This window comes from Bradyrhizobium sp. USDA 4354 (genome assembly GCF_054060315.1).
The window spans coordinates 5,115,539-5,142,061 of record NZ_JBSSDC010000001.1 but is presented as its reverse complement, the minus strand read 5'-3'; the positions used below and the strand labels follow the sequence as shown (position 1 = coordinate 5,142,061).

22 protein-coding genes and 1 pseudogene are annotated in these 26,523 nt (G+C 63.4%); 9 read left to right on the top strand and 14 right to left on the bottom strand.

Annotated features, from left to right (window positions below):
* Positions 1–81 precede the first annotated feature (81 nt).
* Both ACVIIV_RS23805 and ACVIIV_RS23800 read right to left on the bottom strand, forming a co-directional pair.
* A complete protein-coding gene (locus ACVIIV_RS23805; RefSeq protein WP_456746315.1) occupies positions 82–954 on the bottom strand; it encodes a GNAT family N-acetyltransferase in 873 nt (290 codons plus the stop codon).
* A 143-nt stretch (positions 955–1,097) separates the two neighbouring features.
* Positions 1,098–2,474, bottom strand: coding sequence for an FAD-binding oxidoreductase (locus ACVIIV_RS23800; RefSeq protein ID WP_456746314.1), 1,377 nt, complete (start codon positions 2,472–2,474; stop codon positions 1,098–1,100).
* Positions 2,475–2,581: 107 nt separating this feature from the next.
* On the opposite strand from ACVIIV_RS23800, the gene ACVIIV_RS23795 reads away from it, so the two are divergent.
* Positions 2,582–3,490: a LysR substrate-binding domain-containing protein gene (locus tag ACVIIV_RS23795; RefSeq protein ID WP_456746313.1), complete on the top strand. Its 909-nt coding sequence runs from the start codon at positions 2,582–2,584 to the stop codon at positions 3,488–3,490.
* An 88-nt stretch (positions 3,491–3,578) separates the two neighbouring features.
* On the opposite strand, the gene ACVIIV_RS23790 is transcribed toward ACVIIV_RS23795, so the two are convergent.
* Entirely contained in the window at positions 3,579–4,367 is a 789-nt protein-coding gene (locus ACVIIV_RS23790) for a helix-turn-helix transcriptional regulator (RefSeq protein ID WP_456746312.1), read from the bottom strand.
* A 110-nt stretch (positions 4,368–4,477) separates the two neighbouring features.
* Between ACVIIV_RS23790 and ACVIIV_RS23785 the strand changes: the two genes are divergently transcribed.
* Positions 4,478–5,557, top strand: coding sequence for a zinc-binding dehydrogenase (locus ACVIIV_RS23785; protein ID WP_456748806.1), 1,080 nt, complete (start codon positions 4,478–4,480; stop codon positions 5,555–5,557).
* 94 nt (positions 5,558–5,651) lie between these two features.
* On the opposite strand, the gene ACVIIV_RS23780 is transcribed toward ACVIIV_RS23785, so the two are convergent.
* From ACVIIV_RS23780 to ACVIIV_RS23745, 8 genes are all read right to left on the bottom strand, one after another.
* Positions 5,652–6,356, bottom strand: coding sequence for an ABC transporter ATP-binding protein (locus tag ACVIIV_RS23780; RefSeq protein WP_456746311.1), 705 nt, complete (start codon positions 6,354–6,356; stop codon positions 5,652–5,654).
* A 7-nt stretch (positions 6,357–6,363) separates the two neighbouring features.
* On the bottom strand, positions 6,364–7,644 hold the full coding sequence (locus tag ACVIIV_RS23775; protein ID WP_456746310.1) for a lipoprotein-releasing ABC transporter permease subunit: 1,281 nt from the start codon (positions 7,642–7,644) through the stop codon (positions 6,364–6,366).
* Positions 7,645–7,734: 90 nt separating this feature from the next.
* A complete protein-coding gene (gene proS, locus ACVIIV_RS23770; RefSeq protein WP_456746309.1) occupies positions 7,735–9,054 on the bottom strand; it encodes a proline--tRNA ligase in 1,320 nt (439 codons plus the stop codon).
* A gap of 252 nt (positions 9,055–9,306) precedes the next feature.
* Positions 9,307–9,843, bottom strand: a complete 537-nt coding sequence (locus ACVIIV_RS23765) for a copper chaperone PCu(A)C (RefSeq protein WP_456746308.1) — start codon at positions 9,841–9,843, stop codon at positions 9,307–9,309.
* 28 nt (positions 9,844–9,871) lie between these two features.
* A complete protein-coding gene (locus ACVIIV_RS23760; RefSeq protein ID WP_456748805.1) occupies positions 9,872–10,369 on the bottom strand; it encodes a TlpA family protein disulfide reductase in 498 nt (165 codons plus the stop codon).
* Positions 10,366–11,577 carry a sialidase family protein gene (locus tag ACVIIV_RS23755; protein WP_456746307.1) on the bottom strand — a complete coding sequence of 404 codons (1,212 nt, stop codon included), beginning with the start codon at positions 11,575–11,577 and terminating at the stop codon, positions 10,366–10,368. The genes ACVIIV_RS23760 and ACVIIV_RS23755 overlap by 4 nt, the downstream gene beginning before the upstream one ends.
* A gap of 26 nt (positions 11,578–11,603) precedes the next feature.
* Complete coding sequence (locus ACVIIV_RS23750; protein WP_456746306.1) at positions 11,604–13,754, bottom strand: TonB-dependent receptor family protein; 2,151 nt, start codon at positions 13,752–13,754, stop codon at positions 11,604–11,606.
* A 346-nt stretch (positions 13,755–14,100) separates the two neighbouring features.
* Positions 14,101–14,475, bottom strand: a complete 375-nt coding sequence (locus ACVIIV_RS23745; RefSeq protein ID WP_456746305.1) for a DUF2946 domain-containing protein — start codon at positions 14,473–14,475, stop codon at positions 14,101–14,103.
* 746 nt (positions 14,476–15,221) lie between these two features.
* On the opposite strand from ACVIIV_RS23745, the gene ACVIIV_RS23740 reads away from it, so the two are divergent.
* From ACVIIV_RS23740 to ACVIIV_RS23730, 3 genes are read left to right on the top strand one after another with little or no spacing between them, the layout of a single operon-like run.
* Complete coding sequence (locus tag ACVIIV_RS23740) at positions 15,222–16,244, top strand: sugar ABC transporter substrate-binding protein (RefSeq protein ID WP_456746304.1); 1,023 nt, start codon at positions 15,222–15,224, stop codon at positions 16,242–16,244.
* Between the two features lie 20 nt (positions 16,245–16,264).
* Positions 16,265–17,767 (top strand): sugar ABC transporter ATP-binding protein, encoded by a 1,503-nt coding sequence (locus ACVIIV_RS23735; RefSeq protein WP_456746303.1) that lies wholly within the window; start codon positions 16,265–16,267, stop codon positions 17,765–17,767.
* An 11-nt stretch (positions 17,768–17,778) separates the two neighbouring features.
* Positions 17,779–18,804 (top strand): ABC transporter permease, encoded by a 1,026-nt coding sequence (locus ACVIIV_RS23730; protein ID WP_456746302.1) that lies wholly within the window; start codon positions 17,779–17,781, stop codon positions 18,802–18,804.
* 508 nt (positions 18,805–19,312) lie between these two features.
* Here ACVIIV_RS23730 and ACVIIV_RS23725 read toward each other — a convergent pair.
* Positions 19,313–20,014: an L-2-amino-thiazoline-4-carboxylic acid hydrolase gene (locus tag ACVIIV_RS23725; protein WP_456746301.1), complete on the bottom strand. Its 702-nt coding sequence runs from the start codon at positions 20,012–20,014 to the stop codon at positions 19,313–19,315.
* Between the two features lie 46 nt (positions 20,015–20,060).
* A complete protein-coding gene (locus tag ACVIIV_RS23720; protein WP_456746300.1) occupies positions 20,061–20,453 on the bottom strand; it encodes a RidA family protein in 393 nt (130 codons plus the stop codon).
* Positions 20,454–20,583: 130 nt separating this feature from the next.
* On the opposite strand from ACVIIV_RS23720, the gene ACVIIV_RS23715 reads away from it, so the two are divergent.
* The 4 genes and pseudogenes from ACVIIV_RS23715 (at position 20,584) to ACVIIV_RS23700 (ending at position 25,224) form a co-directional block, all read left to right on the top strand.
* Complete coding sequence (locus ACVIIV_RS23715; RefSeq protein WP_456748804.1) at positions 20,584–21,210, top strand: LysR family transcriptional regulator; 627 nt, start codon at positions 20,584–20,586, stop codon at positions 21,208–21,210.
* A 245-nt stretch (positions 21,211–21,455) separates the two neighbouring features.
* A complete protein-coding gene (locus tag ACVIIV_RS23710; protein WP_456746299.1) occupies positions 21,456–21,641 on the top strand; it encodes an RNA polymerase sigma factor region1.1 domain-containing protein in 186 nt (61 codons plus the stop codon).
* A 183-nt stretch (positions 21,642–21,824) separates the two neighbouring features.
* A pseudogene (locus ACVIIV_RS23705) lies at positions 21,825–22,349 on the top strand (adenylate/guanylate cyclase domain-containing protein); the annotation flags it as partial.
* Between the two features lie 91 nt (positions 22,350–22,440).
* Entirely contained in the window at positions 22,441–25,224 is a 2,784-nt protein-coding gene (locus ACVIIV_RS23700) for an AAA family ATPase (RefSeq protein ID WP_456746298.1), read from the top strand.
* Between the two features lie 256 nt (positions 25,225–25,480).
* Here ACVIIV_RS23700 and ACVIIV_RS23695 read toward each other — a convergent pair whose 3' ends face one another.
* Positions 25,481–26,383: an ABC transporter substrate-binding protein gene (locus tag ACVIIV_RS23695; RefSeq protein ID WP_456746297.1), complete on the bottom strand. Its 903-nt coding sequence runs from the start codon at positions 26,381–26,383 to the stop codon at positions 25,481–25,483.
* Positions 26,384–26,523: the final 140 nt, after the last annotated feature.

The following is a 26,523-nucleotide window of genomic DNA, read 5'->3' as shown; positions in this document are numbered from 1 at the left end:
GCGCGCCAGGTGCACGCGCGAAGAAAGTCATCCCGTGACCAAGCTGCGCGATGGCGTCGTGTTCAATGCACCTGGATTGAGCTACATGAAACCCGGATTGCGCGGGAGGTAGCTGCCCCAATCTCCGAACTGTCGATTTGACATCAGCAGCATCGGGAAGGTCAGACGCATCCCGTTTTCAATCGCCACCTTGAGAGCCGGCTCGCTCGCGCCGGATACGAAGGCCGAGATGGTCGGAAAATCGCTCTGCGCCGCGAACGACAACGCAGCAGCAAGCGCCGAGCCCATAAGATCCGTCCGGCGAACTGCAAGCGGGCCAATGTGTCCATCCGAAATATAGACATACCCTACGCATTCACTGCCGGCGTGAATGGTGAACCCGCTCGTCGTGCTGTCGTTCAGGAGATATCGATGATGCTTCTCTCTGGAAATACCGAGAGCACTGGCATCAACGGACGCCAGCTCATCAAACCCGCTGGTCTGGGCGACGAGAGATTCAAGATGGAGCCGCGGCTCGGCCAACCGCGACGCCAGGCGGTCACGAGGCACACTGACCATGTAGATCGGAAAGCGCGGAAACAATCCGTGCCGAATGTAGAGCCCTTGAGACACGTTGTTGAATGCGAAGGTGATCAGCGCCTTGATGGATGCTCCGCGCATGTCTGCGTGCGCGAACATCCGACTGATGAGTTGATTGCCAATGCCGTCGCTCTGGCGATCAGGGGCCACGAACAGCTGTGCCAGAAACCAAAGCTCGCCACAAACCCAACTCCACGCGAAGCCGACAATTTCTCCGTCGTCATCGGCGACCCATAAACCTTCTGGATCATCCGCGAGCGAGAAAGCCTGCAAAGTCTGCGGGCGAGAGGATGCCATCTTTCCAAAGCCGTGCCGCTCAGTAAGTTCATTGATGCTGGCGACTACGATCTCGTCGGCTCTCACCAAATCGTCCATGCGAGCGGGTCGGCACACGATAGCCATTCTGGAGTCCTCCCAGGGATCAGCACGCCAAGCCAACGTTAAGACCGGGGCCGGAGCGTAGCGCCTTTCTGCTGCCGGCTAAACAGGATCAGAACGACGCGATCCTCAGCCGCCAATCAGGCCAGCGGCCGGATGTTCTGGTTCATGCGGAAGAAGTTCGCCGGGTCGTATTTCGCTTTGATCCGCTGCAGACGCCGGTAGTTCGGTCCATAGGCGGCAGCCACAGGATCGCCCGTCTCGTCATCATCGAGATAATTGACATAGCGGCCGGAAGCAAAGAAGGGCCGCATCCTTTCGTAGGTTTCGCGCGCCCAGGAGATGCAGCGGCTCGTATCGCTGGGCTGCATCCACTGCGCGAGAATCAGGAAATTGTAGCCCTCCTGCCGATGCGGAAATGCCGTATCCCCCGTATCGATGCGGGCCGCCGCACCGTGGATGTGTTCGAGGAGGAACTGTCCCATGGGAGTCGGGCAGCGCGCGAAACAATCGATTATGGTCGAAATCGCACCATCACTCAGCTCGGTCAGGAAGTTCGATTTCCAATAGTTGAAAGCGCCTTTCGGATAGTTGGCGTCGAGCATGCGGTTGAGCTCGCAATAGGGTATCGGCCCGACCGCATCCAGGATCGGTGCCCCGAACTGTTTCAGCGGCCGCACCGCTCTTTCGGCATCCGCCGCCGAACCGCAGTGGCTGGTGACAAGGGCGGCGACCTCCGTGCCGGACCCGTCGGGCGCATGGGTTAGGGATGCGAACAGCGTGTGCTCGTCCGTAAGCGAGCGCGTACTGGTCCGGAAAAATTCCAGCACGTCACGGGAGCGCTCGATGGGGTGGATGATCGGGCCACCCGTGATGATCGGCCCGACGATATGGAGATCATATTCGAGGCTGGTGGCGATCCCGAAGTTTCCGCCGCCGCCGCGTACGGCCCAGAACAGATCGGGCTCCTGATGCTTGCTGGCCCGCAAAACCTTGCCTTCGGCGGTGACGAGTTCGACGGCGCGCAGATTGTCTAGCGCCAAGCCGTACTTGCCCATCAACCAGCCCAGACCTCCTCCGAGAGTCAGGCCGGCGATCCCCGTCGTTGAGACCACGCCGCCGGTGACTGCCAGTCCGCGAAGTTGCGTTTCGCGATTGAGCTCACCCCATGTGACCCCGCCCTGCGCCCATACGGTCTTGCCGACAGCGTCGACCCGGACGCCCCTCATGGGTGAGAGGTCGATCATGATCCCGCCGTCGATAGTTGCACGTCCTGCTACATTATGGCCGCCGCCGCGAACCGCGACCTCAAGACCGAGCTTGGTCGCAAGAGCGAGGGCATCGACGACATCAGCCACGCCACGGCATCTGGCAATCAATGCTGGCCGTTTGTCGACCAGCCCGTTGTGGACCTTTCGCATCTCATCGTAGCCCTCGTCCGCTGGCTTGAGCAGTTGTCCTCCAAAGGAGGGACCAAGATCCGCGGCGGCGCTGGCGACAGATGCGATGGACGACATGACACGGTCTCCTCAGCTTGATCCGCCACATCCTCGGTCGCGGGCTGTCTCGGAGCAAATCCGAAGAATTCAGGTGACGATGAACTGATTTCACCTAGACTGGCGGCATGCACAGGTTGCCGCCGCTGATCGAGCTTCGCGCGTTTGAAGCCGCTGCCCGCCATCTCAGCTTCAAGAGGGCTGCGGCAGAACTCGGCGTGACACCAACGGCAATCAGCCACCAGATCGGACTGCTCGAGCAGTATTGCGGTCGGGCGCTGTTCCGGCGCAGACCACGGCCTCTTTCGTTGACCGATGCCGGAGCGCGGCTCTTCCCTGCCATTCGCGGCGGCCTCGAGGTGTTTGCCGCGGCCATTGCGGCCGTCAAGCAGGAACGCGATCAGCAGCCCCTCCGGGTGACGACGACCAACGCTTTCGCCAGCCGCTGGCTCGTGCCCCGCCTGCCGCTGTGGCGGAAGCTGCATCCCGACGTGCCGCTGGAAGTCATCGGTACAGATTCAGTACTCGATCTGCAGGCCGGAGACGGCGATGTAGCCATTCGTTATGCGACCAGCCGGGCACGGCCGACCGACGGGATCGTCGATGATCTCTTCAGCGATACGTTCTGGCCGGTTTGCAGTCCGCGTTTGCTTGCAACGGAGCGCCTGAAGCGACCAGTCGATCTCGCTGACCACGTTCTGATCCACTCCTATTGGTCGCCCGCCGATCGTGAGCCGCCGACATGGCAGAGATGGCTCGCCGCAGCTCAGCGCAGGTGGCGAGAGGTGCCACAATTCAAGGACATGCAGCATTTGAGCTTCCGGGAGGAACTGCACGCTATCGAGGCGGTGATCGCCGGACAGGGAGTCGGGATTTTCAGTGACGTGCTCGTGGCACACGACCTCGCCGCCGGTACGCTCGTGAAGGCGTTCAAGTTGAGCTTGCCTGGCTACGGCTTCCATGTGGTCAGTAAGCCAAGCCATCCGCAGGCACGGACCATCCGAGCTTTTTCGCAGTGGTTGCGGTCAAATCCTTGATCCGCCTCCACTCCGGTTGACCGCCGGGGCAGAGCCCGGACTGATCGCAACATTTCCGCTTGCCGCTCCAAAGCAGACGCGCTGGCCACTATGTCTCTACGCCTTGCACAGGCGTATAGATCACGAGCTTCAGCGCGGGATCGTCGTTGGCCTGAAAGCTGGTGTGCTCGAACCGGAGCACGCCCTTGGTCGGATGGTTCATGGTCTTGAGGCCCGAGGCGGTGCTGCGGATCTCGTGCGCCTCCCACCATTTGACGAATTCCGGACTGCCCTGGCGCAGCCGCGTGAGCAGCTCGGTGAAGGCGGGATCGCCGGCCCAGACGTCGTGGGTGGCGCGAAACATCGCCACCATGGACTTGGCGACGTCCGCCCAGCCGGCGCCGTAGGATTTTCGCGTCTGCTTGTTGGTCATCATGAGGAGCAGCGTGTTGCGATCCTGCTCCAGCAATTGCCCAAAGGCAAAGACCTCTTCGGCGGCCGCGTTCCAGGCCAGCACGTCCCAGCGCCGCCCGGTGATGTAGGCCGGTTGCTTCAGGCTTTCGATCATCCGCTGGATCGGCGGCGGCACGATCTCGCGGGTGAATGGACGCTTGTCCCCGTCGCGCGCCAGCGCCTTCAGGTGCGCGTGCTCGGCCTTGCTGAGGCGCAGCGCGCGGGCCAGCGCGTCGATGGTGGTGACAGAGGGGCTGACGGTGCGGCCCTGCTCGAGGCGGATGTACCAGTCGACCCCAATGCCGGCGAGCTGCGCAACCTCCTCACGCCGCAGCCCTGCAGTGCGCCGGCGGCCACCCACCGCAAGGCCCACGGTCTTCGGCGACAGCTTTTCGCGGCGGGACCTCAGGAAATCGCCGAATTCGACGCGCCGTGGGTCGGCCATTGATGTCGCTCCCGCAATGGAGGGTCCTTGGAATATTAGGATAATACCAGGCCTTCCTGGCCCCTCCAAGGCGGCGCATATCGGCCTCACCCGACTTTGAGGTGAACATGATCAAAGCTGCCGTGCTCAAATCCTTCGGCTCGCCACTGGCAATCGAGAACGTCCCCGAACCGGTGCTCGGCACCGGCGAGGTCATCGTCGATGTCGTCGCCACACGCGTGCTGTCCTACATGAACGAGGTCTTCAGCGGGGAGCGCAACTACGCACTCGACTTGCCGATCATCCCGGGCCCCGGCGGCATCGGCCGGGTGCGCGCGATCGGCCCGGACGCGACCAAGCTCGCGATCGGCGACTGGGTGTTCTGCGATCCGACCGTGCGCTCGCGCGATGACGCCGTTGCGCCCGATATCGCCCTGCAGGGGCTGACGGCCGCCGGACCCGGCGGCATGTCTCTGCAAAAGCACTTTCGCCACGGCTCCTTCGCCGAGCAGATGCGCCTGCCGACCGAGAACGTCAAACGCCTCGGCGCGATTACGCCGGAGGAAGCGACGCGTTGGTGCGCGCTGGGCACGCTGCTGGTGCCCTATGGCGGCTTCCTCGCTGCAAAGCTTCGTCCTGGCGAGACCGTGCTGGTGAGCGGCGCCACCGGCAATTTCGGCAGCGCCGCCGTCTCTGTCGCGCTCGCGATGGGCGCAGCCTGCGTGGTCACGCCAGGGCGCAACGAAAATATCCTCGCCGACCTCGTCCGCCGTTTCGGCAGCCGCGTGAAGCCGGTCAGGCTCACAGGCAATGAGGACGACGACCGCGAAGCGATGAAGCGCGCTGCATCGGGCCCGATCGACTGCGTGTTCGACATCATGCCACCCTCGGTGAGCCCGACCGTCGTGCGGGCAGCGGTGATGACGGTGCGCGCGTATGGCCGCGTCGTGCTGATGGGCGGCGTCGGCATGGCCGGCGGCGCAGGGCTCGAGCTGCCCTACCCCTGGATCATGCGCAACTGCATCAGCATCCACGGCGTCTGGATGTACCCGCCGGATGCGGCGAGCCGGCTGATCGCGCTGGTACGCGCCGGGTTGCTGCGGCTCGAGGAATACGAGACCACGGCCTTCGACCTCGACCATGCCAACGAAGCCGTGGCGCACGCCGCGGCCAATGGCGGACCGTTCAAACTGACCGTGATCAGGCCTTGAGCCCTGAGGCGGCGGCGGAGCACTGTTGCCGATTTTTTTCGAAAGTCCCGCCAAGCACTTGGCTACTGTGCATGGGGTTGTTTTCGCAGTTTTGCTAGTCGAGCTCGACCACCTGGCCGTGCGACAGCGAGACCCGCCGGTCCATGCGGCCGGCGAGCTCCATGTTGTGGGTCGCGATCAGCATCGACACGTGCGTCGCCTTGACCAACTGCATCAGGGCCTGGAACACGTGCTCGGCGGTACCGGGATCGAGATTGCCGGTCGGCTCGTCCGCAAACAGCACGCGCGGCCCATTGGCGACCGCACGTGCGATCGCAACACGCTGCTGCTCGCCGCCGGACAGCTCGGCCGGGCGGTGGGTGATGCGGTCGCCGAGCCCGAGATAGCCCAGGATCTCCTTGGCGCGCTTGACGCTCTCGGACTTCTTCAGGCCGCGGATCATCTGCGGCAGCATCACGTTCTCGAGCGCCGAGAATTCCGGCAGCAGCCGGTGCGACTGATAGACGAAGCCGATATCGGTACGGCGCAGCTGCGTGCGCTCGATGTCGGGCAGCTGCGACGTCGGTGCACCCGAGACATAGACCTCGCCGGAATCCGGCGCTTCCAACAGCCCCGCGATGTGCAGCAGCGTCGACTTGCCCGAGCCCGACGGCGCCACCAGCGCGACCGACTGGCCGGCCCACAGCGCCAGCTTGGCGCCATCGAGGATCGTCAGCGGCACCTCGCCCTGCAAGTACTGCCGCTTTATCTCATGGAGATAAATGACCGGTACATCCTCCGCCCCCTGCTGCTGCTCCATCAGCCCCTCACTCGTACCGCAGCGCTTCGACGGGATCGAGGCGCGCGGCGCGCCACGACGGATAGAGCGTCGCCAGGAACGACAGCGTCAGCGCCATGATGACGACCGCCGTGGTCTCGCCGACGTCGATCTCGGCGGGTAGTTTCGACAGAAAATAGAGTTCCGGCGAGAACAGCTCGGTGCTGGTCAGCCAGGACAGGAATTGCCTGATGGACTCGATGTTGAGGCAGATCACGAGGCCAACGCAGAAGCCGACCAGCGTGCCGACCACGCCGATCGAGGCGCCCGTGATCAGGAAGATCCGCATGATCGAGCCCTGCGAGGCGCCCATGGTGCGCAGGATCGCGATGTCGCTGCCCTTGTCCTTCACCAGCATGATCAGGCCGGAGACGATGTTGAGCGCCGCGACGAGCACGATCATCGTCAGGATCAGGAACATGACGTTGCGCTCGACCTGGAGCGCATTGAAGAAGGTCGAGTTGCGCTGCCGCCAGTCGACCAGGAATATCGGCCGGCCCGCCGCCTCCGTCACCGCCTTGCGGAAGGCGTCGATCTTGTCGGGGTTGGTGGTGAAGACCTCGATCGAGGTGACGTCGTTGCTGCGGTTGAAATAGGCCTGCGCCTCCGCCAGCGGCATGAACACGAAGCCGAGATCGTATTCGGACATGCCGATCTCGAATACGGCGACGATCTTGTAGGGCTTGATCCGCGGCGTCGTGCCCATCGGCGTGACCGCACCCTTCGGCGCCACCAGCGTCACGCTGTCGCCTGCATGCAGCGACAGCTGGTCGGCGAGGCGGCGGCCGATCGCGACGCCCTGCCCGTCGTCAAAGCCTTCGAGCGAGCCCTGCTTGATGTTCTTGGCGATCGAGGTGAGGTTGTTGAGATCGTCGGAGCGGATGCCCCGCACCAGGACGCCCGAGGCGTTCCATGGCGATGACGCCAGCGCCTGACCATCCACGACGGGGGCCGCGAGGCGAATGCCCTCGACCTGACTGATGCGCTCGGCGACGTCCTTCCAGTCAGTCAGCGGCGATTCCAGCGGCTGAACCAGGATGTGGCCGTTAAGCCCAAGGATCTTGTCGAGCAGCTCTTTGCGGAAGCCGTTCATCACGGCCATGACGATGATCAGCGTCGCGACGCCCAGCATGATGCCGAGAAAGGAGAACCCGGCGATGACCGAGATGAATCCCTCCTTCCGGCGCGCCCGCAGATAGCGCGCCGACAGCATCCACTCGAATGGCGCAAAAGGCGCGGTTTGCACGGTTTCGGTCATGGTCTCATCCATCGCTCGATAATCCCATGATTCGGGGTCAATTGTGGCCGGATTGGCGGCCGCAATATCGCGCGATGAACAATATTCAGCCGACCAGCCTTATCAGCCCACAAGTCTTGCGACCGCGTCCGCAGGCGACATGGTCTCGCGGGCGCCGTCGCTGCGTCGTTTGATCTCGACCTTGCCGTCGGCAAGCCCCTTCGGCCCGATCATGATCTGCCAGGGGATGCCGATCAGGTCGGCGGCGGCAAATTTGGCGCCGGCGCGCTGGTCGGTGTCGTCGTAGAGCACGTCGACGCCCTTGGCCGTGAGCTCGGCATAAAGTTTCTCGCAGGCCGCATCGACGGCGGCATCGCCCTGCTTGAGGTTCAGAATCGACACGCGGAAGGGCGCCACTGCCTCGGGCCATTTGATGCCGGCATCGTCATGGCAGGCCTCGATGATGGCACCGAGCAGGCGCGAGACGCCGACGCCGTAGGAGCCGCCATGGATCGGCACGTCGACGCCGTCGGGGCCCGCCACCAGCGCCTTCATCGGCTCGGAGTATTTGGTGCCGAAATAGAAGATCTGGCCGACCTCGATGCCGCGGGTGTTGACCCGCTTGTCCGCCGGCACCTCCCGCTCGAAGCGCGCGGCATCGTGGACGTCCTCCGTCGCCGCATAGAGCGAGGTCCACTGCTTGATGATCGGCGTCAGATCGCCGTCATAATCGACGTCCTCACCCGGCACCGGCAGGTCCAGCACGTCGCGATTGATGAACACGCCGGATTCGCCGGTCTCCGCCAGCACGATGAACTCGTGGCTGAGATCGCCGCCGATCGGGCCGGTCTCGGCGCGCATCGGGATTGCCTTCAGCCCCATCCGCGCGAAGGTGCGCAAATAGGCGACGAACATCTTGTTGTAGGCGACCCGCGCTGCGGCTTCGTTGAGGTCGAAGGAATAGGCATCCTTCATCAGGAACTCGCGGCCGCGCATCACGCCGAAGCGCGGGCGCTGCTCGTCCCGGAATTTCCATTGGATATGATAGAGATTCAGCGGCAGGTTCTTGTAGGACTTCACGTACGCGCGGAAGATCTCGGTGATCATTTCCTCGTTGGTCGGCCCGTACAGCAGCTCGCGCTTGTGGCGGTCGGCAATGCGCAGCATCTCCGGGCCATAGGCATCGTAACGACCGCTCTCGCGCCAGAGGTCGGCGAGCTGGAGCGTCGGCATCAAGACCTCGATCGCGCCGGAGCGGTCCTGCTCCTCGCGCACGATCTGCTCGATCTTCTTGAGCACGCGGAAGCCAAGCGGCAGCCAGGCATAGATGCCGGCCGCCTCCTGTCGGATCATGCCGGCGCGCAGCATCAGGCGATGCGAGACGATCTCCGCCTCTTTCGGGTTTTCCTTCAGGATGGGCAGAAAGAACCGCGACAACCGCATGGGAATACTCTGAGAATCAGTGATCGGCTGCAGTGAAACGCGGATTGGGAGCGAAAACACAAGGCCAGGAATGAGGAAAAGCCGCTAACGCGGCGAAATTCCTTGTCATTTTTCCGTCGACTTCAGGTTTGGCTTGAACCGCAGCGGCGCCCCCTTACGGCGGCGCCGGCTCAATCGTCCTGCAGAGTGACCCGAACGAAATCGGTCACCGGCCCGGCGATCCGCAGGTGCCGGCGGCCAGCCGGATCCATCTCATTTCATCTTCATTCCCGAGTGATCCGGCATTTTCTTCATGTCCATGTGACCCGAGTGCCCGGCGTCGCCCGGCGCCTGCGCGCCGACGCCCTGGACGTCGAGGGAGACGGCGACCTTGCCGGCCTTCTCGAACTGCAGCGTCACGGGCACCTTGTCGCCCTGCTTGAACGGGCCTTTCAGTTCCTGGAGCATCAGGTGATAGCCGCCGGGCGCGAACTTCACCGTCTTGCCGGGATCGATCACCAGCCCCTTCTCGAGCGGGCGCATCTTCATCACGCCGTTGTCCACAGCCATCTCGTGGATCTCGGCCTTGCCTGCGATATCCGCGGACACGCTGACCAGTCTGTCCGCCGCTGTGCCCTTGTTCTCGATGGTGAGATACCCGCCCGCAACCTTCGCGCCGCCCGGCGTCGCACGGCTCCACGCCTGCGAGATCATGAGGTCGCCGGCCTTGACGTCGGCGGCGGCCGCCGGTGCTGCGGAGATTGCGAGAGCGAGCGCAGCGAGCATCACGTTTCTCGAGATTGTCTTCATGTCGGTATTTCCTTTGCAGACTTGAACTTCAGTGTTTGGCGAGTTGCTGCGCCGACCACTTTTCGAGATCGGCTATTTCAGCCGAGCCTTCGATCGTCGTGATAATCCCGTCCCGCGAGATCAGCATTGTCCTGGGGATGTCGCCCTGCCAGGCAGGATCGATCTCGAACCGCAAGCGCTCGACAAAGCCGTCATTGAAGATGAAATTCTCGGTCGACGACAGCCCCGCCTTGTCGAGCATCGATTGCGTGGCGGCCGGCAGGTTTGGCACGAGATCGGCGCTGATCGTGACGACATCGATCTCCGGATGATCCTTTGCAAACCGCCCGAGCAAGGGCAGCTCGACCTTGCAGGGCCCGCAGGTCACGCCCCAGAAATGCACGAGCGTCGGACGACCCGCATGCCCACTCAGCACGCTTTGCCAAGTGCCGCGTTCAAACGGCTTGAGGGCCGACGGCGCCCCGAGCGCCGATACTGATGTGATCAGGATACCCAGCCCCAGAATAGCTGCAAATCGACGTCTCATGGTTGGTCCTCGATCGCTGTCAGACGATAGCCGTCCGCCTTCGTCATCCAAGACAGATACACTTGCCGGCCATTGGCGACGAGCAAGGGATGGTCAGACGTGTCGGCCGTGCTCGCTATCGTCTTCGGCGGCGACCAGGTCTCGCCATCGTCGTGAGAGATCGTCATCCGAACCGAAGTCTTCTCGCCGTCGAACTCCTTCCAGACCATCACCGTTCCCGCCGGGTTCGCGAGCACGAAGGGACGCGTCGGGTTACGGCCCGGCTGTCCCAGCGCCATGGGTGCAGAGAACGTACGGCCTTCGTCGCGCGAATGCGCGTAGAACAATCCCTTCCGCGCCTTGCCGTTCGTGTACCAGGCGACGTGATAGGTTCCGTTCGGCGCAACGGTGAGGCTCGGCCCGTGATGCGGGCAGGCGTTGATCTGCCAGTCGTCGTTACTGACCCGACGGATTTCACCCGGTGTCGAAACATCGGTGAAGGTCATGACCGCATGATCGCGCACGGCCCCTTCGAAGATGTTCCTGAAGATCACAGCCGGCCGCCCCGGCGCCGCGAACGCCAGCCCCAATCGGCAGCACTCGCAGGTGCCGTCACGTGCGGGACTGGCCTCTTGGTAAGTAGCGCCGCCATCGCGAGACGAGGCAAAGAACAGCGCTGCTCCTTCGTACTTCCGTCCCGCCTCTCTTGCGGGAACGCGATTGCGCTTGTCGAGCCAGGCCGCGAAGATCGTTCCGTCCTGATCGAGCGCCAGCGCTTCGAAACGCTGGCTCTCATTGCTTGCGGTGATGGGCTTCAGCTCCGCAAAGCTCCTCCCGCCGTCGGCCGACCGCGTGTACAGCACCTGGCCGTTGAAGGCCTCGTCCCTGAAGATCGAGAACGCGACGGCGATGCCGCCCCTGCGATCGACCACGATCTTCGGCCGGGCATCGGGCCCCCAATCGAGGTTCAGCCTCTTCGTCGTGATCTGGGTGGGGCTGGAAAAGCTGCGCCCCGCATCCTGCGAACTTGCGACCGAGACGTGCCCCCCGGCCATCCAGACCAGCCACAGCGTCCCGTCCGGACCGAAGGCGGACGTCGCCTTGGTCGCACAGCGCAGCGTCGGCTCCTCACAGGCGGCTTCAGACGCGTGCTTGCCGTGCATCTGCCCGAGCGCCGCACCTTGCAAGGCTGCAAGAGAGACGATCCCGAGCAAGCAGCTTCGGATCATAGCCCCACTCCATTCGCGAGCCCGCATCATTTGAACGCCACCTTCATACCGGCAACGAAGGTGCGCGGCGAGCCGGCATAGATCGATCCTGTCGTGTTTGCGAGCACGCTCGCAGGATTTTGAAGGCCTGCCGTTGTGATCGTGTTGGCAATGTTGTTTGCCGAGGCGACGTAGGTGCGATCGAACACATTCCTGACCTCGAGAAACAAGTTCAGCGATCTGAAGGTGTCGGACACCAGATCGGTCTTGTAGTGGACGTTCACATTGACCAGCTCATAGCCGGGCGCCTTCAGCAGATTTGCGTTGTCCATAAAGAAGGAGTCCTTCCATTGGATCTCGACGAAACCACCGAGGCCGGTCAGTGGCCCGGCGAACTCGTCATAGCCAATTCGCGCCGTCAGCTCGTTGGGGGAGATGCCGGGAATCTTGTTGCCCGCCCGGTTGAAGCTGAACACCGCGCCATTGGTGATGTTCTCGACATACTCGGTGTAGACCTCGTCGAGATAGGTGTAGGCCGCCGTGAACCGCCAGCCCGGAGAGAACTTCCAGTCCGCCGCAAGCTCGATGCCCCGGTGCTCCGATCGCGGCGCGTTGAACGTGTAGGATATGCCGGCAATCGGGGTCGCCTGACTGACGATCTCGTTGCGAAAGAACTCGTAGAAGCCAGTCGCACTGAGCTTGAACGTGCTGTTCGGCGTCCAGTCGAAGCCGAGATCGTAGCCTAGATTTTTCTGCGCCTGGAGCTGGGTATTGTTGCCCGACAACCCAGTCGGAAGCACAAAGAGGTTCGAAACCTGCGGTGTCCCGTATCCTGTGGCAACCCGTCCGCGAAACAGCCACTCGTTGTCGAGATTGTAGAGGAGCGCCAATTCTGGCGCGGCATTTTGGAACTGCCGGTCGGCGGTCGTCAGGGTTGTTGTGGTGATGCCGGTTGGACCTGCGTACGCATAGGCCGTGTTTGTCCCCTTCAGCAGGGTGGTCTCCCAACCAACGCCGGCGACCGCGGTCAGCGAGGTCGTCAGCCTGAGCTCTTCCCTGACACGTACACCATAGTTGGTCGTTTCGCTGAAGAGATTGCTCGAAAGCCTGCCGAGCGTGCCATTGCCGCCCGGCATCACGTTTCGCGTGTCACTCGACGCCGTCAGGGTGTTGTAGAAGGCGCCGAAGAACGCGGTCGACTCCAGGCCGAGAAGCTCGCCACGCTTGGTTAGATCGCTCATGAAATTGTACGACGGAAAATCTCCGATCGCGCTGGTCGTGCCAGTCGGCTGGCTGATGTTTCGGTCGTCGAACACGAATTGGTTGCGCCAGGTCATGGTGTTGTCGAAATCGTGCTCCCACCGGCCGCCGACGATGGTCCGGCGATCGTTGCGACCGAGCCCGGCCTGCACGGCCGTCTCCGTATCGGTCCCGGCGGCTGCGTTGAAGCCGTTGTTGAATAGCCTGACCGTACCGCAGCCCGGCGCGGCGGTGGCGCCGGTCGCACATCCCTGCTGGAACGGGTTGAGATAGTACTGGTTCAGCGACTGCCGAAGCGGCAGCCGCGCGCTGAGATCGTTGTTGATGATCTTGACCGTGAAACGATCGTCCGGCGTCGCCTTGAGCGTTCCGAGGAAGTTGACGGTCTGCGTATTGAACCAGCTGTTGCCAATGTAGCCGTCGCCTCGCTCGTCGCTTGCAAACAGGGAGGCCTCAAAATTGCCGACCTTCTTGCCGGCCCCCAGGTAGTTGTTGAGATAGCCATAGCTGCCGCCGTCGACGCCATATTCGACACCATCGACCGTGCCGCCCGGCCGTGTCCGGAAATTGAGCGCGCCGCCGGTCGCGTAGTTGCCGTAGAGCGCCGATGAAGGTCCCCGGATCACGTCGATCGCAGCATACGCATGGGGATCGATCAAATCGCTGCGCGACAGGCCGTCCGGCTGCGTCACCGGAAAGCCATCCTCGAAGATCACGAGATTGCGGATAGCGAAACCGTTGCGGGCATTGGAGCCACGAATCGAGATGCCGAAATCGCGGGGACCGTTCCCCTGCTTGACCGAAATGCCCGGACTGTCCCGCAAGACGTCGCTGACCGAAAACGCCGGGCGGTTGTCGAACTGGCTACGATCGATCGTCGTCGCGGTCTGGCCGGCCGGCGACTGATTGAGACCCGCCCGGGCTGCGCCGGCAGACACGGCCAGGTTTTCGGTCCGCGCGCTGGCGGCCGCATTCTGTGCAACGGGTCTCGCTGCGCGCCCCGCGGAAGTGGATCGCAGTCGCGATGGCCGGGTAATTGGTTTGGGACGGGGAGCCTGCGGCGCCTCCACCGTCACTGCGGGAAGCGCTTCCGAGGCGCCCTGGGCTAGCGCGTCTGAGCCGATCGAGGACACCAGCCCGCAAAGCACGGGCAAGCTCGCGCGGCTGATCGCACGAATGCGTAACATCTGTTGAATTCCTGACAATCCGGCACGTCGGCCGGTCCATTGAGCACGCCACCGGCACGGCAACGGCGCGCGCCCATGGTTCGGTTTGGTCGCTACGTCAGGAAAATCGAGGCGGCGCGCGAGCCTGGGCGCTCGAGCGCTTGTCAGCGGCGACCGCGGACGCATGCGCCGGATGCCACACCACGCGCTCGGCATGGCGGACGGGAATCGCGAGTGCCGCATGCGTCGGCGAATCGAGCGACGCGTTGGCCTGGGCTAGGCAACACAGGGCACACGCGCCGGCATGCGCGGCCGGCCCGCCGGTCTGACCGTTCAGGCCACTCTGCTCGCTCGCGCTGTGGCAGATCACGCCGGCAGACAGTGGATCGGCAACGGCTTGGCCGGTCGCCAAACAGGCGGCAATCGGCGCCAGCACCTGCATCGCCAGGGCGAGCAGGACCAGAGGTAAGAATCTTTGCAGCCGTGCGCGCATCCGCCGAACCATTCGTTCGTGCGCTAACTAAACACCGCGCCGGCACCCGAGTCGAGGCCAGTTCCGCCGCCCGCTTGGCCCAGCGCAAATTTCGCGAAAACTGTGATTGGACTCCCCTGCTGCCGGGCGGGGGTCGGCATTGAGGCAGCCAAACCACCCCCGCCCATCCACAGATTTCTTATATCTGTCATATGCTTAGATGGCCAGAAGCCCGATCATTTCGTCAGCTGCTGTTATTTTGAACAATCGTTGCCGAAAATGATGACAAGTGAGAAAAGTTGATCTAGCATCCTCTTGCTCAGGCGCTGACCGCGAGGTCGAGGCCTGGTGGTCCAAGTCTCGGGAGGAGCCCCTGGCGCGCAAAACGCAGCGTCGCCCCGTCAATCAAGAGCAAATCTTAGAATCGGGGATAATAGGGTCGACACAATTTTTGAGCGGGGCCAGGGCCCCGCTCTTTTTTTGCGTGCATGGCCGATGCGGCCGATGAACGCTTCTTCCGACCAAATCGTGCAGCCACGGTAGCCGAGCCCTTGCCCGCACGACGCATCGCGCTCGCGCAAGGATCGATGCGCGCGCTGACAGGCGATGCTCGACCTCGCCGTGACGCGCAGCGACACTCCCGGCTGATGCGACGCCTGCCTCGCGGTTGTTTGCAGATTGAGTGGCAACAACTCTTGTGAGAGACTTTCGGACATCGGTCGCGCAGGCAATGACGCGCCGACGACAAAATTTTATGGGAGCGAGCGATGTCCGGGACGAAAGATTTCTCGACGACGAGGCGCGATCTTCTTCAGGCGGTAGCGACCGCCGGCGCCGCAACTGCCATCCTCGGCAGCATGGGCATAAATCCAGCACTGGCCGCCGAGGTAGGGCGCAGCGAGAAGCCGCTGAAAGCGGCGTTCTCAAACGCGGGCCTCCAGGCGACCTGGTGCGCACAGGGCAAGCAGGCGGCGGAATTCTGGGGCAAGCTGTTCAACGTCGAAGTGACCTGGTTCGACGGCCAGCTCGATGCGGTGAAGCAGCGCGCGGCGATCGACAACATGGCCTCGCAGAAATGGGATTTCGTCGCGATCCAAGCTTTCGGCATCGGCACCCTCACCCAGCCCGTGCAGAAGATGATCGACGCCGGCACGCCCGTGATCGACATGGACACGCTGATCGCGCCGCTCGACCAGATCAACGTCCACTCCTTCCTCGCCCCCGACAACGAGTTCATGGGCGCTTCGGTGACGCAGGCCTTGTGCAACGCCATGGGCGGCAAGGGCAAGATCATCATGACGCAGGGCGCGCTCGGACATACAGGCGCGCAAGGCCGGGCCAAGGGCTTCAACTCGGTGGTCAAGCAATTCCCGGGAATCGAGGTGCTCGACACCCAGCCGGCCGACTGGGACGTCTCCAAGACGGCGCGTCTCTGGGAAACGTACCTGACGAAATACCCGCAGATCGACGCGGCGTTCTTCCACAATGACGACATGGCGCTCGCCGCCGCCAACATCATGAAGGCGCGGGGCCGCACCAACATCCTGATCGGCGGCGTCGATGCCATGCCGCCGGCGATCCAGGCGGTGAGCGAAGGCCGCATGTTCGCGACCGTCCGCAATCCCTCCTGCCGCATCCATGGCGGCGCCATCATTGCAGGCGTGTCGGCCGTGGTCGGCGGCGAGAAGAGCGGACAGGGAATCCCGAAGCACGTCATCACCGACGGCCCGGTCGTAACCAAGGCCAACGCCGCCGGGATGCAGTGGATGCAGGATCACTTCCTGATCTGAGCCTCCAGATCTGAACTTTTATGACTGCGGGACAACAGCCCATCCTGGAACTCCAGGGCATCACGAAGAGCTTCGGCGGCGTCGAAGCGCTTCGTGGTGTCGACTTCGCGCTTTATCCCGGCGAGATCCACGGTCTCGTCGGCGAGAACGGCGCCGGAAAAAGCACGCTGATGAAGATCATCGCCGGCGTGCACACCGAGTTCTCCGGCCGCTTCCTGGTCGATGGCCGGGAGATGCATTTCCGATCGGCGCGCGATGCGCACGCCGCCGGCATCGCCATGGTGCACCAGGAGCTCAGCGTTGCGCCCGACCTGACCGTCGCGGAAAACGTCTTCCTCGGCAACCAGCCGACCAACGCCCTCGGCCTCGTGCAATGGCGGCGGATGGCGCGCGAGGCGGGCGAGCAGCTCGCCCGCTTCGGCATCGACGTCGACCCGATGGCGCGGCTTGGCGATCTCCCGATCGGATTGCAGCAGCTGATCGAGATCGCGCGCGTGCTGTTCTCCGGCGCCCGCATCGTCATCCTGGACGAGCCGACCTCCGCCCTCTCCCCACCCGAGGTCGAGCGGCTCTTCACCACGCTCCGGCGGCTGCGCGAGGCAGGCACCGCAATCGTCTTCATCTCGCATTTCATCGAGGACATCCTGCTTGTGTCCGATACAGTGACCGTGTTCCGGAACGGGCGGAAGGTTGCGGAGACCGCAAGCGCCGCGACCAGCAAGGGCGCGCTGATCGAGGCCATGATAGGCCGCGGCGGCGAAGCGCTCGAGCACAGCTACACCGACGATCTGATGCTGCCGCGGCCGAGCGACAGCAAGGTCGTTCTCAAGGTCGATCAGCTGTCGCTGTCCCGCAGCCTTCAGGACGTCTCGTTCGAGGCCCGCGCCGGCGAAGTGCTCGGCATCTACGGCTTCATGGGCTGCGGCCAACAAGAATTGTCACGCATCCTGTTCGGCAAGCTGAAGCCGGACACCGGCACGCTTTTCGTCGAGGGCACGCCGAAGACCTTCGCCAGCACGGCGGCGGCGCGGCGCGCCGGCGTGGCGCTGGTGCCGGAGAGCCGGCGCGACATGCTGTTTCACCAGGAACCGGTGTACAAGAACATCTCGATCAGCATTCTCGACCGCATCTCGGCGCTATTGCTCAAGCCGGCGCAGGAGCGCGACATCGCAAAACGCCAGGTCGAGCAGTTGCAGATCCGGCCGCCGGTGGTCGGCCTCGATCTCGGCATGCTCTCGGGCGGCAATCAGCAGAAGGTCGCGCTGGCGAAATGGCTCACCCACCCGCCCAAGCTGCTGGTGCTGTGCGAGCCGACCCGCGGCATGGATGTCGGCGCCAAGAACGACGTCATCAACATCGTCCGCGACCTCCGCACAAAAGGGCTCGCGATCATCGTGCTGTCGACCGAGCCGGAAACGGTGCTGTCGCTGGCCGACCGCATCCTCGTGCTCAAGCGCGGCGCATTGGTGCGGGAATTCAAGAACGAGCCGGTCAGCAAGGACCGCCTGCTGGAAGCGGCGTGACGGAGAAGCACATGAGCAGCGAGACGGCTTTGGCGACGGGACAGCGGGCGCGAGGGCTTGCGCCCTTCCTGCGCTCGCAGATGCGCAACATCGCCCCCTTCCTGACGTTGATCTTCCTGTCCGCCTTCTTCGCCTTCGCCAGCCCCTCCTTCGCGACCCTCGACAATCTCGGCAACATCCTGACGCAGGTGTCGGTGACGGGCATCATCGCCGTCGGCCTCACCTTCGTGATCCTCTGCGCCGAGATCGACCTGTCGATCGCCAGCATCGCGAACGTCACGGGCATCGCGGTCGCCTACTTCACGCTGCAGGAATCCTACGTCAACATCGCCAACATCCCCCTGCCCGGCGCGGTCGCGATCATCCTGTCGATCCTGCTCTGCGCCCTGCTGGGGCTCGTCAACGCGTTGGGGCTGACCGTGATCGGCATCCCCTCGTTCATCATGACCCTGGCGATGATGCAGATCGCCGCCGGCATCTCGGCGCTGCTGGTGCGCGGCCAGATCGCCTACAAGGTGCCGAGCCTGATCACGACGCTCGGCTCCGGCTCGATCGGCGGCATCCCCTGGATCGTCATCGTCGCCGCCATCATGCTGCTCGGCGGCCATCTGGTGCTGACCTACACGCGCTTCGGCCGCTACGTCTACATGGTCGGGGGCAATCGCGAGGCCGCCGAATATTCCGGCCTCAACGTCAAGCTGATCTTAGGCAGCGTGATGGTGATCTCGGCGGTGTGCTCCGGCATCGGCGGCATGCTCGGCGTCGCTCATTTCGGCAGCGCGCAGCAGAACGAGTTCGACACCTACCTGCTCGACTCCATCGCCGCGGTGGTCGTCGGCGGCACCAGCCTGTTCGGCGGCCGGGGCGGCATCGGCAACACCATCGTCGGCCTGTTCGTGCTCGGCGTGCTCAACAACGGCCTCGACCACGTCAACATCGACAGCTTCCTGAAGATCCTGATCCGCGGCCTGATCCTCTTGGCGGCGCTGGTCATCAACGTCTATGCGCAGCGGTTAAGGGAAAAAGCGGCGGATTAGATGGCCGCCAAACGAAAAGCGCGAAAACAACCCCATGCACAGTAGCCGGGGCTAGCAAAATCAATGACTTGCCGACAGCGGCGTGAACTTCCGATTTGGCGAAGTCAATTTGACTCGTCGGGCAAAACAGGGGCATGATGTCATCGTGGCGACGAGCACATCGGCGGCAGTCCTTCCAAGAGTTTTTGACGTCAATTGCAAACTGATGACCGTCATCCCCGCGCAACGGCGAAGCCGTTGTCGCTGGAGGTGCGCAGCGTGCGATGCGAACGCAGCACGCTGAGCCTCCGAAGGATGAACGGCCGATGTGCCAGCCGGGCCGTCGCCCTTCGAGGGCCGCTGAAGAAGCGGCCACCTCAGGGTGACGGTGATAGAGCGAGGCTCGCTGCACCGATCTAGTCATTGCGAGCGCAGCGAAGCAATCCAGAGTCTTTCTGCGGAGGGATTCTGGATTGCTTCGCTGCGCTCGCAATGACGACGTGGCGGCAGAACGGCGATCCGGGATCACCTATATCGCGGGTGAGCGGGTGCGGTCTAATCGCGAGAAGCGGAAATTGCAGTGGCTGGCGCCGCTCGCCAGCGTCTGCGTCCTTTCCAGGCGGATGCCGCGCGTGGCGTAGGCATCGAAATCGAGGCCGCAGATGTTCGGCAGGATCTCCTTGTCGCCATGGCGCGCCGCGAGTTTGCAGAAGCCGCAGGCCTTGTAATTGATGCCGAATTCAAACTTGTCTTGCGGACCCGGCTCGACGAAATCGTAGACGAAGTCTTCCGGAAACTCCTTCTGATGGCTTTCCGTAGCGCTCCTTGCCGCTTGCTCGCGCAGCAACGCCTGGTTCTCGGAGGACATGAACTGCCGCCCCGCGGCGAGACGCTCGGCTTCGGGCGTCGTCAGCAGCTGCGCCTTGTAGGTGTCCCGCTCGATCTCGCCGATCACGGGCACCGGCACGCCGTGGCGTCGCAGCACCCGACTGATGGCCATGAAGCCGGTCAGGCGCATGAAGAAATCACTCATGCGGCTTGCCGCACCGCCGACATAGGGCATCTGGGTGAGGACGATCTCGAATTCGTCCATCACTTCCTGCCTGATTCCGTCGATATCGGAGAGATGCGCGCGCTCGCGAAGCATCGCTTCGGCAAGGTCTATTCGCTCGCGCATGGCGGCCTCCATCGCGTGCCGGTGCGTCTGGTAGAACGGATGGATCTCAGCCATTGGACACCTGATATGATTGGCTCATTGCAACATCGACGAAGCCGCGTCATTCCGCGGCGATCGCCTCGATCTCCAGCAGCCATTTGCTGTCGACGGTCTCGACGACCACGACGGTCAGTGCTGGCTGGTGCTCCCCGAGCATCGCGCGCCGAATGGCGCGGTTGGTGACGACTTGACTGCGGTCAGTCAGGAACGTGGTGACCTTGACCAGGTGCTCGATGCCGAGACCTGCCGCGGCGAGCACCTCCCTGACGTTGCGCCAGGCCTGCTCGCATTGCGCCTCGAAACCTTCGGGCACGGTGCCGTCAGAATTTTCGGGCACCTGGCCGCTGATGAACAACAGGCGGCGGTGCTGCTTCAGCTCGAGTCCCATGCTGTAGCCGCCGGCGGGCGCGTGAACCGTTGCGGGATTGTGGCTGACGATCTGAGCTGGGGGCATGGCATTTCTCCGGATTTGTGAGCCAAGCGTATCCGGCGGCATCACTGCTGCGCAAAGCATCATTCCTGCGGTTCAGCGCAAGAAAATCTATTGCAAGGCCGCGGCCTATCGGTGTCAAACTTGCTGTGCAATGACCTACGCCCTTCCCCCGCTCAACGCGCTCCGCGCCTTCGAGGCCGCCGCCCGGCATCTCAGCTTCAAGCTGGCTGCGCATGAGCTGCATGTCACGCCCGCCGCCGTGGGGCAGCAGGTTAAAGCGCTGGAGGCGCGCCTCGGCGTGCAGCTGTTCGAGCGGCTGCACAAGCAGCTCATCCTCACCGCGGCCGGCCAGGCCTATCTGCCAGGGATCTCCGAAGGCTTTCGCCACCTTGCCGAGGCGACCTCGCAGTTGAAGCCGGCAGGTGCGGAGCAGCTGCATTTGGGAGTCCACGGCAGTTACGACCTGCGCCGCATAGAACTTGCGGCGTTTCGCAGCGAACACGCGGAGATCGGCTTGCGGGTGCTGCAGCCCGCAGGCTTGCACGAGCTGATCGAGGGCAAGGTCGACCTCTTGATCGCCCGCGGCGTGGGCCACCACCCGGGCTATCGCTGCGACCGGGTCGATGAGGGGGCCGGCTTGGGCGATTGGCTCGTTGCGCCTGAAGGCACAGCGGATTGTCCCGAGATCGTCAGTTTTCGCGCGTGGTTGCGCGCACGGCCGGCCGAGAACCCGCTCGCTAATCGCCGCCCGCGTCTGGTCGGCGGCGTCGGGAGTTGACGCCACCAAAGGTTGCGTGCCGGGGGCCCATGGCTTCCGTTCAACTCAATGCACCCTTACCCGTACAGAGAAAAATCGTGGTGACCGTCCAGGGCGCGTCGTCATAAACCCGCGCCGCAGTTGGAGCGCGGATGGAGGTCCGCTTGCTCCTGATAGCCGCGCAGAAGCCGGCGTCACCAGACGTAAGAGTTGGGCCACAACCCGTCTCTCTCAGTATCGTAGAGGCTTCTGAAAATGGAGAGAACATGAGCGTGCCAGAAATCATTCGACGAGCCATCGAAATCGGTCAACGTGACGGTAAGATTACCTTCGATGAGCTGAATGAGCTGCGTGACAGCCGAGTACTGGACCCGAAAGACATCGATCGCATTCTAAACGCCCTTAGCGAAGCAGGAATTGGATTGAAGGAGACTGAGGTCTGCAATGGATAAAACTCCGAAGAACTCAGGTCGAGCAAGGCTGGTCAGCTCTGGCGCAATGAGGCGCAATCGCTGATGGGCCATAAGCTCTCCTTCGTCGGCGCTCTGGTCGTGACGTTTCATCGCGCGCAGCGCACGCCATCTTGAGCTAGACTGGAACACCTTAGCGCTGAAGACGAAAGCCGGGAGGAGCCCATGGATATCGGGGCCTGGCTGTGTGGTCTGGGGCTGGGACAGTACGAGCAGGCGTTCCGGGAGAACGACATTGATGCCGAGGTCCTCATGGACCTCACGGCGGAGGATCTGATCGGTCTTGGGGTCGTCTCGATCGGGCATCGCCGCAAGCTGCTCGCCGCCATTGCTGCACTGCGCGCCGGCTCAATGCCGGCTACCACCATTGCGGTCGTCCCTACCGTTACCTCCGGAAACGGTTCGCTTGCACCCGAGGCCGAGCGCCGCCAACTTACCGTGATGTTTGTCGACCTGGTCGACTCGACCGCGCTCGCGGCTCGGCTCGATCCGGAGGAAATGGCCGAAGTCCTGCGGACCTATCAGAGCGCGGTGGCGGGCGCGATCGGAAGGTTCGAAGGGCACGTCGCGAAGTACATGGGCGACGGTGTCCTGGCCTATTTTGGCTATCCACGCGCCCACGAAGATGAGGCCGAACGCGCCGTGCGGGCCGGCCTCGCCGCGGTCGCGGCGGTACAAAACCTGGCATCGGCGCATGGTGAGGTGCTGGCGGCCCGCATCGGCATCGCGACCGGCCCCGTCGTTGTCGGTGAGTTGATCGGCGAAGGCGCCGCGCGCGACGGTGGTCGGCGACACGCCCAACCTCGCGGCGCGCCTGCAAACCCTTGCCGAGCCCGACACCGTGGTGATCTCCGCCCGCACCCGAGAGCTTATTGGCGGGCTGTTCGAGCTCGCCGAGCTCGGCCTGCAGATCCTAAAGGGATTTCCAGTTCCCGTCCGCCTGTGGCGCGTGGTCGGGGAAGGCAGCGCCGAGAGCCGGTTCGAAGCGTTGCACGGCGCAGGTTTAACGCCCCTTGTCGGTCGCGAGAACGAGATCGGCCTGCTGCTCGAGCACTGGGAGCGAGCCAAGGAGAGTGAGGGCCAAGTGGTCCTGCTGACGGGCGAGCCTGGCATCGGCAAGTCGCGCCTCGTGCGGGCGCTGCGCGGGCGACTTGAAAATGAGCCGCATACCGCCCTCGGCCACTACTGCTCACCGCACCATCAGACCAGCCCGTTTTATCCGGTGATCGGGCATTTGGAGCGGGCGGCGGGCTTCGCCGTGGACGATTCTGCCGCAACGCGGCTTGACAAGCTCGAGGCGCTGCTTGCGCTCTCGACCCATCATGTCGCGGCGGTGGCCCCACTGCTCGCGGCATTGCTGTCGCTCGAGACGGATGCGCGTTACCCGCCACTCGACATGAGCCCGCATCGGCAGAAGGAGCGAACGCTCGAGGAACTCGTGGATCAGGTGTTGGGGCTCGCAAGGCGCCGGCCCGTCCTCGCCTTGTTCGAGGACGTGCACTGGGCAGATCCGACCTCGCTCGAGCTGCTCGATCTCCTTGTCGATCGGGTGCAAGGCGTCCCCGTGCTCGTCCTCATCACCTTCCGGCCCGAGTTCGAGCCACGCTGGACGCGCTATGCCCACGTTACCGCGCTGAACCTCAGACGGTTGAGCCGCCGGCAGGGCGCGGCCATGGTCGCACGGCTGAGCGGCGGCAAGGCGCTACCTCCTGTGGTGCTCGACCAGATCGTCGCCAAGACGGACGGCGTGCCGCTGTTCGTCGAGGAGCTGACGCGGACGGTGCTGGAGACCAATCTGCTCCGCGATGAGGGGGACCATTACGCGCTCGCGGGGCCCCTGCCGCCCATGGCGATCCCAACCACGCTCCAGGAGTCGCTGCTGGCCCGGCTCGACCGGCTGGCCCCCGCTCGTGAGGTGGCTCAGGTCGCGGCCGCGATTGGCCGGGAGTTCTCGCACGAACTGCTCGCGATGACGACAGCGCTGCCGGAGGGCGAACTGCAGGTGGCCTTGGACGACCTCGTCGGCTCGGGCCTGGTCTTCCGGCGCGGGACGCCGCCCCAGGCGACCTACAGCTTCAAGCATGCGCTCGTGCAGGACGCCGCCTATGCGACCCTGGTGCGTGCAAAGCGGCAGCGCTTGCACGCCCGAATTGCCGCCGCGCTCGAGCAGCATTTTCCGGAGAGGGTGCAAGCACAGCCGGAGCTTTTGGCCCGCCATTATACTGAGGCGGGGCTGGCCGAACCGGCGACGGACTATTGGCTGAGGGCGGGACAGCGGGCCATCGCCCGCTCGGCTATGGCCGAAGCGCTTGCACAGTTGCGGAACGGCTTGGACCTGCTCGCGAGCTTGCCGGAGGCCGATCAGAAGCGACGAGAACTTGACCTTCAAGTGGCGTTGGGCGTGGCGCTGATGGCTACGCAAGGCTGGTCAGCGCCCGACGCCGGACGGGCCAACGCGCGTGCCCGCGAGCTCTGCGAGCAGATCGGAACCACCGCCCAGCTTTGGCCCCTACTCTATGGTCAATGGGTGTTCCACGGCGTGCGCGCCGAGCACAACGCGGCACGCGAAGTGGCAGACGAGTTTCTGCGTCGGGCGCAGGACCATCAGGAAACCTCGGCAACCGTGGTGGCCCACCGCGTCAGTGGGACCGGTGCCTTTTGGCGCGGCGAGGTGACGGCTGCCCGTATCCATCTGGAGCGGACACTCGCCCTCTATGACCAGGAGCAGCATCGCTCGCTCGCCTTCCTCTACGTGCAGGATCCGCGCGTGGCGGCCCTGGCGGCGCTCTCATGGACGTTGTTTGCGCTAGGCTATCCGGAGCAGGCACGCGCACAAAGCCACGAGGCGCTCGGTGCTGCCCGCGAGCTCGCTCACCTCAATACACTTGCATATGCCCTGTTATTCGCGTGTTTCTTCGAACAATATGGCGGAGCGTGGCGCGAGGCAAAGGACCGAGCGGAGGCATTGGTCGAACTTTCGACGGAGCAGGGCTTCCCCCATTTTCTCGCCCCAGCGATAGTGATCCGGGGCTGGGCTCTGACTCAGTCAGGAGAGGTCCAGACCGGGCTCACGCAGATTCGGCAGGGCATTCCCGCCTGGCGTGCTACCGGGGCCGCGCTCTACGAGCCGTATTTCCTTGGCCTGCAAGCCGAGGTGCTCGGCCGTTCTGGCGCTGCGGAGGAAGGCTTGGATCTGGTCGAAAAGGCGCTGGAGCGCGCGGAAGAAAGCGGCGAGCGGTGGTTCGAGGCCGAACTTCATCGGATCATGGGTGAGCTGATGCTGCGGCTACCGACGGCCGATGCGAGCGCCGCGGAAGCGCGGTTCAGGCATGCGGCTGCAATCGCGCGCCAGCAAGGTGCCAAGCTGTGGGAGTTGCGCGCAGCGACAAGCCTTGCACGATTGTGGAGAGAACAGGATCGGTATGCCGAGGCACGAGACTTGCTCGGACCACTTTATAGCCAGTTCACCGAGGGTTTTGCGACACCGGACCTAGAGGCTGCCAGGACAATACTTCGAGAGATCACCGCCCGCTCCGAGCCGACGACGGATTCCAAATACCAGTAGCGATGCAAGCGCTTGGCCGATTTGACGTCGACCTGAATCTCGTCCGTTTGGATTGGCGCGCCGCCGTTGAAATCGTCACTCACTGTTGCGCGTCCGTAAGGAAGGCGGTCGAATGTCCGCTTCGGGGTCAAAATGCGAAGAGACTCCGGTTGAGCAAATCTCGTCCGCTCTGCCGCGAGGAGCGGACCTCCGCCAGAGCTGGCGCAACTTCGCTGATGGGCCACAAGCGGCGGTGATGACCGGGATCGGAATGGACCTACTCGATTACTTCGCTGGCGCGAAGAACCAGAGAGGGGGGAATTTGAATGCCCAAAGACCGTGCCGTGGTTGAATTGATAACCAGTTCAAATTCCGTAGGCCGCTCTATAGGCAGATCACTCGGGTGAGCGCCTTTCAAGATGAGCGCGGCGAATCTACCAGCTTTTCGTAAAGCTCCGGTTAGGCTCGGACCGTAGCTCATCAGCCCGCCAACCGCACAAAACTCGCGAAATTCATAGGTCGCCGGAAGCGAATAACGCTTTGCCAATGCGACGATTTGCACACGCTGGCCGAAAAAGCCCGCGTCATTGCCAACGAGTACTGCGCCGACTTTCGCCCTGACAAGCTGAGCAAATGCCGGTTCGAGGTCGTTCGGGTTGCGCGCCTTGGCGACTTCCAGAGACTGCCCCGTGGAACGTGCAATTTCTTCGATTTCCAGCAACAAGTCGTTATTATCCGGGTTTACCAAGAGGCCTATGGTTGCGTGTGGAGGGAGGAGTTCTCGGATTAGTTCAAGCCGCTTGAGTGTGAGGGTTGCGGTCAGCATGGATACGCCGGTGGCATTGCCCCCGGGATGAGCGAGGCTATTCGCGAGCCCGATCTTCACGGGGTCGGACGCAATGACGAAAACTATGGGAATGGTTGAGGTAGCGCGTCTTGCGGCCACGGCAACCACATTGCCTGCCGCCACGAGCAAGGCCGGGTTTAGACCCACGAGTTCTTTTGCAAGCTCGGCAAGCTTGTCGTGATTTCCTCGTGCATACCGGGCTTTCTTCGTGACGTTCTTGCGGAACACATAACCCCACTCCGCAAGGCCTTTCTCAAACGCTGCGTCAAATTCCGAGACGGGCGAGCCCTCCGAGACGGGCGAGCCCACGGACAACGAGCCGATAACAGGCATTGACGTCTGCTGAGCGCGCGCTGTGAGCGGCCACGTTGCCGCTGCGCCGAGAAGCGCTGTGAACGGACGCCGTTGCATTGAGCCCCTCAGGAAACCTTTCATCGTCGTACGGAGCCTAGCACTTTAAAGCGGGGCGACCA

Excerpts from the sequence above, each read along its gene's own strand:
- ACVIIV_RS23780 (WP_456746311.1), bottom strand. The coding sequence starts at position 6,356 with ATGGAGCAGCAGCAGGGGGCGGAGGATGTACCGGTCATTTATCTCCAT.
- ACVIIV_RS23740 (WP_456746304.1), top strand. The coding sequence starts at position 15,222 with ATGTCCGGGACGAAAGATTTCTCGACGACGAGGCGCGATCTTCTTCAG.
- ACVIIV_RS23800 (WP_456746314.1), bottom strand. The coding sequence starts at position 2,474 with ATGTCGTCCATCGCATCTGTCGCCAGCGCCGCCGCGGATCTTGGTCCC.
- ACVIIV_RS23715 (WP_456748804.1), top strand. The coding sequence starts at position 20,584 with ATGACCTACGCCCTTCCCCCGCTCAACGCGCTCCGCGCCTTCGAGGCC.
- ACVIIV_RS23790 (WP_456746312.1), bottom strand. The coding sequence starts at position 4,367 with ATGGCCGACCCACGGCGCGTCGAATTCGGCGATTTCCTGAGGTCCCGC.
- ACVIIV_RS23795 (WP_456746313.1), top strand. The coding sequence starts at position 2,582 with ATGCACAGGTTGCCGCCGCTGATCGAGCTTCGCGCGTTTGAAGCCGCT.
- ACVIIV_RS23730 (WP_456746302.1), top strand. The coding sequence starts at position 17,779 with ATGAGCAGCGAGACGGCTTTGGCGACGGGACAGCGGGCGCGAGGGCTT.
- ACVIIV_RS23775 (WP_456746310.1), bottom strand. The coding sequence starts at position 7,644 with ATGGATGAGACCATGACCGAAACCGTGCAAACCGCGCCTTTTGCGCCA.
- ACVIIV_RS23720 (WP_456746300.1), bottom strand. The coding sequence starts at position 20,453 with ATGCCCCCAGCTCAGATCGTCAGCCACAATCCCGCAACGGTTCACGCG.
- ACVIIV_RS23755 (WP_456746307.1), bottom strand. The coding sequence starts at position 11,577 with ATGATCCGAAGCTGCTTGCTCGGGATCGTCTCTCTTGCAGCCTTGCAA.
- ACVIIV_RS23725 (WP_456746301.1), bottom strand. The coding sequence starts at position 20,014 with ATGGCTGAGATCCATCCGTTCTACCAGACGCACCGGCACGCGATGGAG.
- ACVIIV_RS23710 (WP_456746299.1), top strand. The coding sequence starts at position 21,456 with ATGAGCGTGCCAGAAATCATTCGACGAGCCATCGAAATCGGTCAACGT.
- ACVIIV_RS23745 (WP_456746305.1), bottom strand. The coding sequence starts at position 14,475 with ATGCGCGCACGGCTGCAAAGATTCTTACCTCTGGTCCTGCTCGCCCTG.
- ACVIIV_RS23765 (WP_456746308.1), bottom strand. The coding sequence starts at position 9,843 with ATGAAGACAATCTCGAGAAACGTGATGCTCGCTGCGCTCGCTCTCGCA.
- proS (WP_456746309.1), bottom strand. The coding sequence starts at position 9,054 with ATGCGGTTGTCGCGGTTCTTTCTGCCCATCCTGAAGGAAAACCCGAAA.
- ACVIIV_RS23805 (WP_456746315.1), bottom strand. The coding sequence starts at position 954 with ATGGACGATTTGGTGAGAGCCGACGAGATCGTAGTCGCCAGCATCAAT.
- ACVIIV_RS23760 (WP_456748805.1), bottom strand. The coding sequence starts at position 10,369 with ATGAGACGTCGATTTGCAGCTATTCTGGGGCTGGGTATCCTGATCACA.
- ACVIIV_RS23695 (WP_456746297.1), bottom strand. The coding sequence starts at position 26,383 with ATGCCTGTTATCGGCTCGTTGTCCGTGGGCTCGCCCGTCTCGGAGGGC.
- ACVIIV_RS23735 (WP_456746303.1), top strand. The coding sequence starts at position 16,265 with ATGACTGCGGGACAACAGCCCATCCTGGAACTCCAGGGCATCACGAAG.